General features: G+C 38.6%; 11 protein-coding genes. 3 read left to right on the top strand and 8 right to left on the bottom strand.

Annotation, left to right across the window (positions count from 1 at the left end; translation table 11 throughout):
* Positions 1–124 precede the first annotated feature (124 nt).
* From B3E92_RS00455 to B3E92_RS00435, 5 genes are all read right to left on the bottom strand, one after another.
* Positions 125–778: an SOS response-associated peptidase gene (locus B3E92_RS00455; protein ID WP_286894852.1), complete on the bottom strand. Its 654-nt coding sequence runs from the start codon at positions 776–778 to the stop codon at positions 125–127.
* 126 nt (positions 779–904) lie between these two features.
* Positions 905–1216: a hypothetical protein gene (locus B3E92_RS00450; RefSeq protein WP_286894850.1), complete on the bottom strand. Its 312-nt coding sequence runs from the start codon at positions 1214–1216 to the stop codon at positions 905–907.
* 2 nt (positions 1217–1218) lie between these two features.
* Positions 1219–1860 carry a nucleotidyl transferase AbiEii/AbiGii toxin family protein gene (locus tag B3E92_RS00445; protein WP_286894849.1) on the bottom strand — a complete coding sequence of 214 codons (642 nt, stop codon included), beginning with the start codon at positions 1858–1860 and terminating at the stop codon, positions 1219–1221.
* 11 nt (positions 1861–1871) lie between these two features.
* Positions 1872–2360 carry a helix-turn-helix transcriptional regulator gene (locus B3E92_RS00440; protein WP_286894848.1) on the bottom strand — a complete coding sequence of 163 codons (489 nt, stop codon included), beginning with the start codon at positions 2358–2360 and terminating at the stop codon, positions 1872–1874.
* A gap of 136 nt (positions 2361–2496) precedes the next feature.
* Complete coding sequence (locus B3E92_RS00435; protein WP_286894846.1) at positions 2497–2772, bottom strand: hypothetical protein; 276 nt, start codon at positions 2770–2772, stop codon at positions 2497–2499.
* A 27-nt stretch (positions 2773–2799) separates the two neighbouring features.
* Here B3E92_RS00435 and B3E92_RS00430 point away from each other — a divergent pair, with 27 nt between their 5' ends.
* Positions 2800–2997, top strand: a complete 198-nt coding sequence (locus B3E92_RS00430) for a hypothetical protein (RefSeq protein ID WP_286894844.1) — start codon at positions 2800–2802, stop codon at positions 2995–2997.
* Here the strand turns inward: B3E92_RS00430 and B3E92_RS00425 are convergent.
* Together B3E92_RS00425 and B3E92_RS24300 are read right to left on the bottom strand one after the other, a co-directional pair.
* The gene (locus B3E92_RS00425; RefSeq protein WP_286894842.1) at positions 2987–3463 is read right to left on the bottom strand and encodes a DMP19 family protein; all 477 of its coding nucleotides are present in this window, start codon (positions 3461–3463) and stop codon (positions 2987–2989) included. The two genes, B3E92_RS00430 and B3E92_RS00425, sit on opposite strands and share 11 nt — an antisense overlap.
* Complete coding sequence (locus B3E92_RS24300) at positions 3411–3827, bottom strand: transposase family protein (protein ID WP_376745395.1); 417 nt, start codon at positions 3825–3827, stop codon at positions 3411–3413. Before B3E92_RS24300 ends, B3E92_RS00425 begins: the two co-directional genes overlap by 53 nt.
* A 318-nt stretch (positions 3828–4145) precedes the next feature.
* On the opposite strand from B3E92_RS24300, the gene B3E92_RS00420 reads away from it, so the two are divergent.
* On the top strand, positions 4146–4712 hold the full coding sequence (locus B3E92_RS00420) for a hypothetical protein (RefSeq protein WP_286894841.1): 567 nt from the start codon (positions 4146–4148) through the stop codon (positions 4710–4712).
* A gap of 21 nt (positions 4713–4733) precedes the next feature.
* Positions 4734–5333: a hypothetical protein gene (locus tag B3E92_RS00415; RefSeq protein ID WP_286894839.1), complete on the top strand. Its 600-nt coding sequence runs from the start codon at positions 4734–4736 to the stop codon at positions 5331–5333.
* 68 nt (positions 5334–5401) lie between these two features.
* On the opposite strand, the gene B3E92_RS00410 is transcribed toward B3E92_RS00415, so the two are convergent.
* Positions 5402–5790: transposase (locus B3E92_RS00410; protein ID WP_286894838.1), on the bottom strand; the 389-nt coding region annotated here is incomplete at its 5' end.

Here is a 5790-nt window from a genome sequence, read left to right as displayed (position 1 = left end):
ATGTACTTGGTAGGACGGATACATAAGTATGCTTAACAGACCTTATCGTCATCTTCGATAAATACGCCGAATTCTGGGCGATCATCTGACACATATTTTGTTAAACTTCCCATTGGACACTGATTTAAAACAACGAAGTCTGCACCGTATCACTCCCTAACGGCGGCAATCCTTCCCAGTCAAATTGCTCATAACGATGCTTTCCATCCGGGCGGTTTGGATATCCTCTCAACGTATACACCGGATAATGCTTCAACTTTTCATTGGGCATTTCAAATAGGAAAATCGGTGGGATATCTTCTTCGTTAATGTTCTCGATCCATTGACGCTCGAGGTCCTCCGGTAAGAACAAAGGCATACGATGTTTATTGGGCCCATCATTATGGATATTGGCCATTACTTCATTGGCTGCTCGTGTAAGCATTCCAAAGGAACCTACGCGTTCTACTACACCATCCTCATCCACCGTCTCATGCCACTGGTACAAACCAGGTAAATAGAATAGCTCTCTCCCCGCTTCACCGATAAAATAAGGCACTTTCTTTTTCCAGCCCTTCACTGCACGATGTTCAAAAGTACCACTCACAGGGATAAGGCAACGTTGCTTGCGCAAACGGTACCAATAGGACTTTTTATCTTCCAGGATACGTTCGCTACGTACATTGATCATATTACGCCTGCGATCGGCCTGCAGCTTGGGATCGTCAATATAGGTAGGTAATACCCCCCACTCCATCTCGGTCAAGGCCAGTTGGCTGGAATCCTTGTCCTTATACAGGATCGGATATTTGGGAAAGTATCCTTTTTTTATTTGGCTTTGATACGAATATACGCAATTTGTGCTGTAAATAATGATTGCCCTACGACAAGAAAATGGCTGCTTTTTGGTTCGGACCGGATCCGATTAGCGAAGTATCTCGATAGCAAATACTTTCTTTTGGGTCTGTCCATCGGTAATGGTAGACACTACCCGACCATATGCTAAAGAGAATACGATATCGATTGGATTCTTTCGCTGAAACTTGGTCTTGGTACGCAGGTAATTGACAATATTTTTATCGTACAGCTTGAGCATACGCTTATCCCATTTCCCCTCCTTGATACGATTGAGGAAGATCCGATAGCCTGATCCAGTCTCCAACAAGCTTTCGATCTTATCGGCATCCTGCGGCAACTGCAAGGCTCTTCCCTCCTTTGCCCCCAGTGTGAATCCCACAACTAAATCTTACCTATTACTTCCTCAAAATCAGCTTTAATAAATTCCCAATATTTACCTTTTAAACACACAGGATCGAAGTCATTATCGGCGTTTTCAAAATTGATTAAGTTAATCAAGACCGTTTTCTCATCGTGAGAAAACGGATATCGCTCTTCATGTAATGCAACCATTTGTGAAATCGAATACTTATCTAATAACTCGTGTAAATCCCAAAAATCTTTTTTACGTCCTCCTCGCTGAATCACATCGATCTTCATGGCAATAATTTCTTCAATTGAGGCTAAACGAATATTATCTTCTTCGATAAGTTCTTGAATGAACGGGTCTGCATAGAAAACGTCCAATTTAACGCTGTTGTTTTTATCATTTCCAATCGTATAAGACTTTCCCATAGCGGGAGCAATATTGGACAAGTGATCGACGTACGAAAAAGTATCTTTCAAGTAATTGTCAATTGACTCAAAGTCTAAACTACCATATGGAACATCCGAGAAAAGATCAATATCGACAGATTCCCTATGGCCTAAATGCAAGCTTAAAGCAGTTCCCCCAACCAATCGAAAAGTTGAAAAAACATCCGCTTTCATTAGGGTTAATAGTGTATCTCTTAATAGGTCATTAACAGTATTATAATATAGCATAATTATTTGCACTAATGTTTATGCAACAACATTGGAGCTGTTGTTGGTTCCGATAAAGCCTGCTGAACTTGCTCCTTGCCATAAAACCTTAGTATCTCATTTTTCTCTTCTTGATTTCCCCTTTCGAAAATACGATGAATTACGGTTTTAGCTTGTTTTCCCCAATCTATTTTATTGACATCAGTGTCCCAAAAAAGAACTTTTCGCAAAATAGTCAAATCTGGCTTGTTTATATTTCCAATGTTTGTTTTAGCACTTTTTATCTCATAAAAAGTTTGTAACAACGCAAAAGTCCCTTCTTCAAATCCTAGTGCCTGGTCAACTTTCAATGATAAAGGTACTGGAATGCCGCGTTGACCTTTTATGATTGCATTGAATATTTGTCTTTGTGTATCTATAGAGCGGGCAAATGGACTTGGCTTAATCGCACGCCTCTTAAGCTCTCTTTCTAAGATAAGCCCTGGATGAATTCCTTTAAAACGTTCCATACTTTTTTCCATAATACAAATGTAATCAAAATTGATTACATACTTACACATAAAAATTCTTTAATGATATGACTCAGAAGTTCATTTGTATAACGTCCTGTTAAATCAATTGACGAAAATAGTGCTTTGCAGTACGGAAAGGATCTTATTACCGAAGGATCTCAATGGCAAATACTTTCTTTTGGGTCTGTCCATCGCTAATAGTCGCTACTACCCGACCATATTCCAGGGAGAATAGGATATCGATGGGATTTTTGCGCTGAAACTTGGTCTTGGTACGCAGGTAATTGACAATATTTTTCTCGTAGAGCTTAAGCATACGCTTATCCCAATTCTCCTCCTTGATGCGATTGAGGAAGATCCGATAGCCTGATCCTGTTTCCAACAAGCTTTCGATCTTATGGGCATCCTTCGGCAACTGCAAGGCTCTTCCCTCCTTTGCCCCCAGTTGATGGGCATGCTGATCGGCGGCTTGCTTGTCATCATACGGCGTGAGCAGAAAGCCTGTCTTTTCCTTAACATCGGGCCACTCAAAGCGCTACAGCACAAAGTCGGCGTAGCCCGACTCGACGAGCTCGCGGAACGAACTTTTGGTGATTTGTTCAAAGGGATTGTACAGCATAGGACTAAGATAGGATTTAATCAGTAAAATCTTTTTTGTTCTTTCGGATGTAGTCAACCTGAATTTTTTGCAAGTTTTCAACGTCATTAAGTTTGTAAAATTCCTCGTCAAATTTGTTTAACGGATTGTTCTCATACGATTTACTAAAACCTTCTACCGTACCATCCTGAGCTTCGGTTATTTTCGATTTCTCCTTTTCAAATGTGCTGTTTGCTCGCTCGGTCAGATCAGCAAATTTAGTAGCACCAACTAATTTCAACGCTTCTGGCAGCGCAGCAGCAAATTGACCGCTTGAATTAAAATAAAACTGGTTATAACCACCATTATTTACTTCAGCTTCTAATCGGCTGATTATATAAATTGCTTGTCTAGATTTGTTCCAAGACAAGACGATTTCATATTCTTTATCATATGCCGCCGATAACTTACGAAAGAGGTTATCATAGACGACTTCTACTGGAAAAATAGGCCACTTTATTGGACGATACCTCAAGAAGGAACTTCTTTAAATGTTCTGAAGCCCTGATCGTACGTCTGGAATAAGGCTCTGTCAAGCCGTCACACCGTTCCGAAAATATCCGCCTTTCACAGGAGGGATTTTTGCAGGCAAAGCGCCGTACCTCAAGCCTAATGAGAATTGCGATTGCTGCCCAGGGCAGGTCCGCGAGTGTTCGCACATAAGAGGAACGCACGTTGCAACTGCTTTTCATACAACTCGGGCATTTGGAGCGTGTTCCCGTTCTTTTTGCAAATAGACGTATGGTTGTACCTTGTATTTCCGAGCGATAGATCTTAATTTTCCGGGCACCATAAAATAAACCTACAATTTTTAAGTTAAAAATATTGGATGGATTCAATCTTAAAGAGTTTGATTATCAATTCTTTAAGATACGAAAAAAGCATTAGCAAAACAACTTTAAAATGATTTATTTTGCTGAAAATAAAATAGTTAACATGAATTATAGAGAATTATTAAGTGCATCAAAATTGGTGAAGAACCACTCCAACTTACCAATTATGCTGCATTCTTATTTACCATTTACAACTCAGCATTTGCCGGGTGTGGTGGTGTATTTTAGACTGTTTTTTTTTGTTAGTTTTGCATATATAATTCATCTGACAGATTGATTAAGATTATCCAATATTTCTTCCCAGGTCAGATGCACATAAAAACGATGCAAGATTTTGAGTACATAAAAATTTTTCCTGACAAATGGGTCTCCGGTTTTGTGGAGAGTTTCCTGCTATGTGCCAATCATACCGATGAAGATAAAGAAGTCATTATTTTTCCCGATGGAAGAGTGGACATTATGTTTAGCCGTACTGATCAGGAACCATTGTTAGCCGAATTATTTAATCTGAATAAAAAAGCAAGGCGGTATATTTTCAAAAACCAAACAAAGCTTTTTATGGTATGTCTTACCTTGCTCGGTGCCGATTCCCGGCTCGGATACAACGGAACAGATTTTGGAAAAGATGAGATTCGGCTTCCCGCAGGTTTTTGGGATATTTCTAAAGAAGACCTTACAAGCTTAGATAACTTTGCAGAAAAGGTTTCGGAAAAACTTTTAAAAATATTCCCGAAAAAGATGGATGAAAGAAAGCAACAGCTTTTTGAGCTATCTATTCGTCAGGTGGTAGGGCGTTATCAAGCACCCTCCTTACAGCAAGAAAAAACTCAAATGGCTAAAATCGCTTTTGGAACGAATTTTTTAATGACACAACCAAAGAACACTCCGTAAAAAATCAATTTAATTTTGACGATGGACATTACAAACCTTCCCGAAGATCTATGGGAACATAACGAAACTTATACTGCGGATTTGCAAATTTTCACTTACGAAGTGTATAAGAACGGTTCTAGAAACAAGATTGGCCTGAATAAAAATGTATTCAGTTTCTTATTGGATGGTCAAAAAAACATTCACTTTTCTAATGATATCATTTCAATCAATGAAACACAATCGCTACTTATCACATCTAATAATGTTTTGGTTACCGAACTGGTAGGTGTAAGTTCATACCGTTGTTTACTCTTCTTCTTTTCTCATAAAAACATCACCGATTTTTTATTGAAACATTCCCATTCTTTCAGTCAGAATGCCTCAGATAAAATGATAACGGATATACCTTATTTCCTCTTAGAGAAAGACAATTTTATCATCCATTATATTCATTCGCTCCAACAGATTTTTGGTTTGCAACAATCTATCTCTCAAAAGATTTTGGAACTGAAATTTGAAGAAATAATGCTTTATCTGGCGGATAAATATGGGACGGTATTTTTAGATTACTTACATTATTTACTAATCAATGAAAGAGAATTATCATTTAAAATGATAATTCACATCTGTCCTAAATAAATTTTAGGATTGGATTTCTGTGGTACAGGCATAGCTTTTTTCATCATTTCGATATTGACCCCTATTTTTCAATCTGCGAAGATCTTTAGCTGTCCCTTTTTTCCTTTTATAGGTGGCCTGAGAAAGGGATCATCTATCCATTGCCAGATGTTTATTTTCACGAAGATATTCATTCTGATGAATGCGACCAGATTGGACAGGTTCCAGTCATATTTGGCCTTTTTTTGTAAGTATTTTAACAGTAATATGCCAATGAGTGAAGTCCAGATCTGGATCATCACTGCATTTTCAGAAGTCCCTATGAATGTCGATACTTTTAAGCGCTGCTTTAGATGCTTGAAGAAGACTTCGATATGCCAGCGTTGTTTATAGATGTTTGCCACCAAAGAAGCCTTCCACTTCGTATTATTGGTCAAAAAGTGGTACTCATTGCCAGTGGTGCTGTCCCAAAAGTGGA

This window comes from Sphingobacterium sp. UBA6317, assembly GCF_002440385.1.
GTDB classification, from domain to species: Bacteria; Bacteroidota; Bacteroidia; order Sphingobacteriales; family Sphingobacteriaceae; genus Sphingobacterium; species Sphingobacterium multivorum.
Note: the sequence above shows the minus strand (reverse complement) of the source record. Positions and strands in the feature narration are given on the sequence as shown.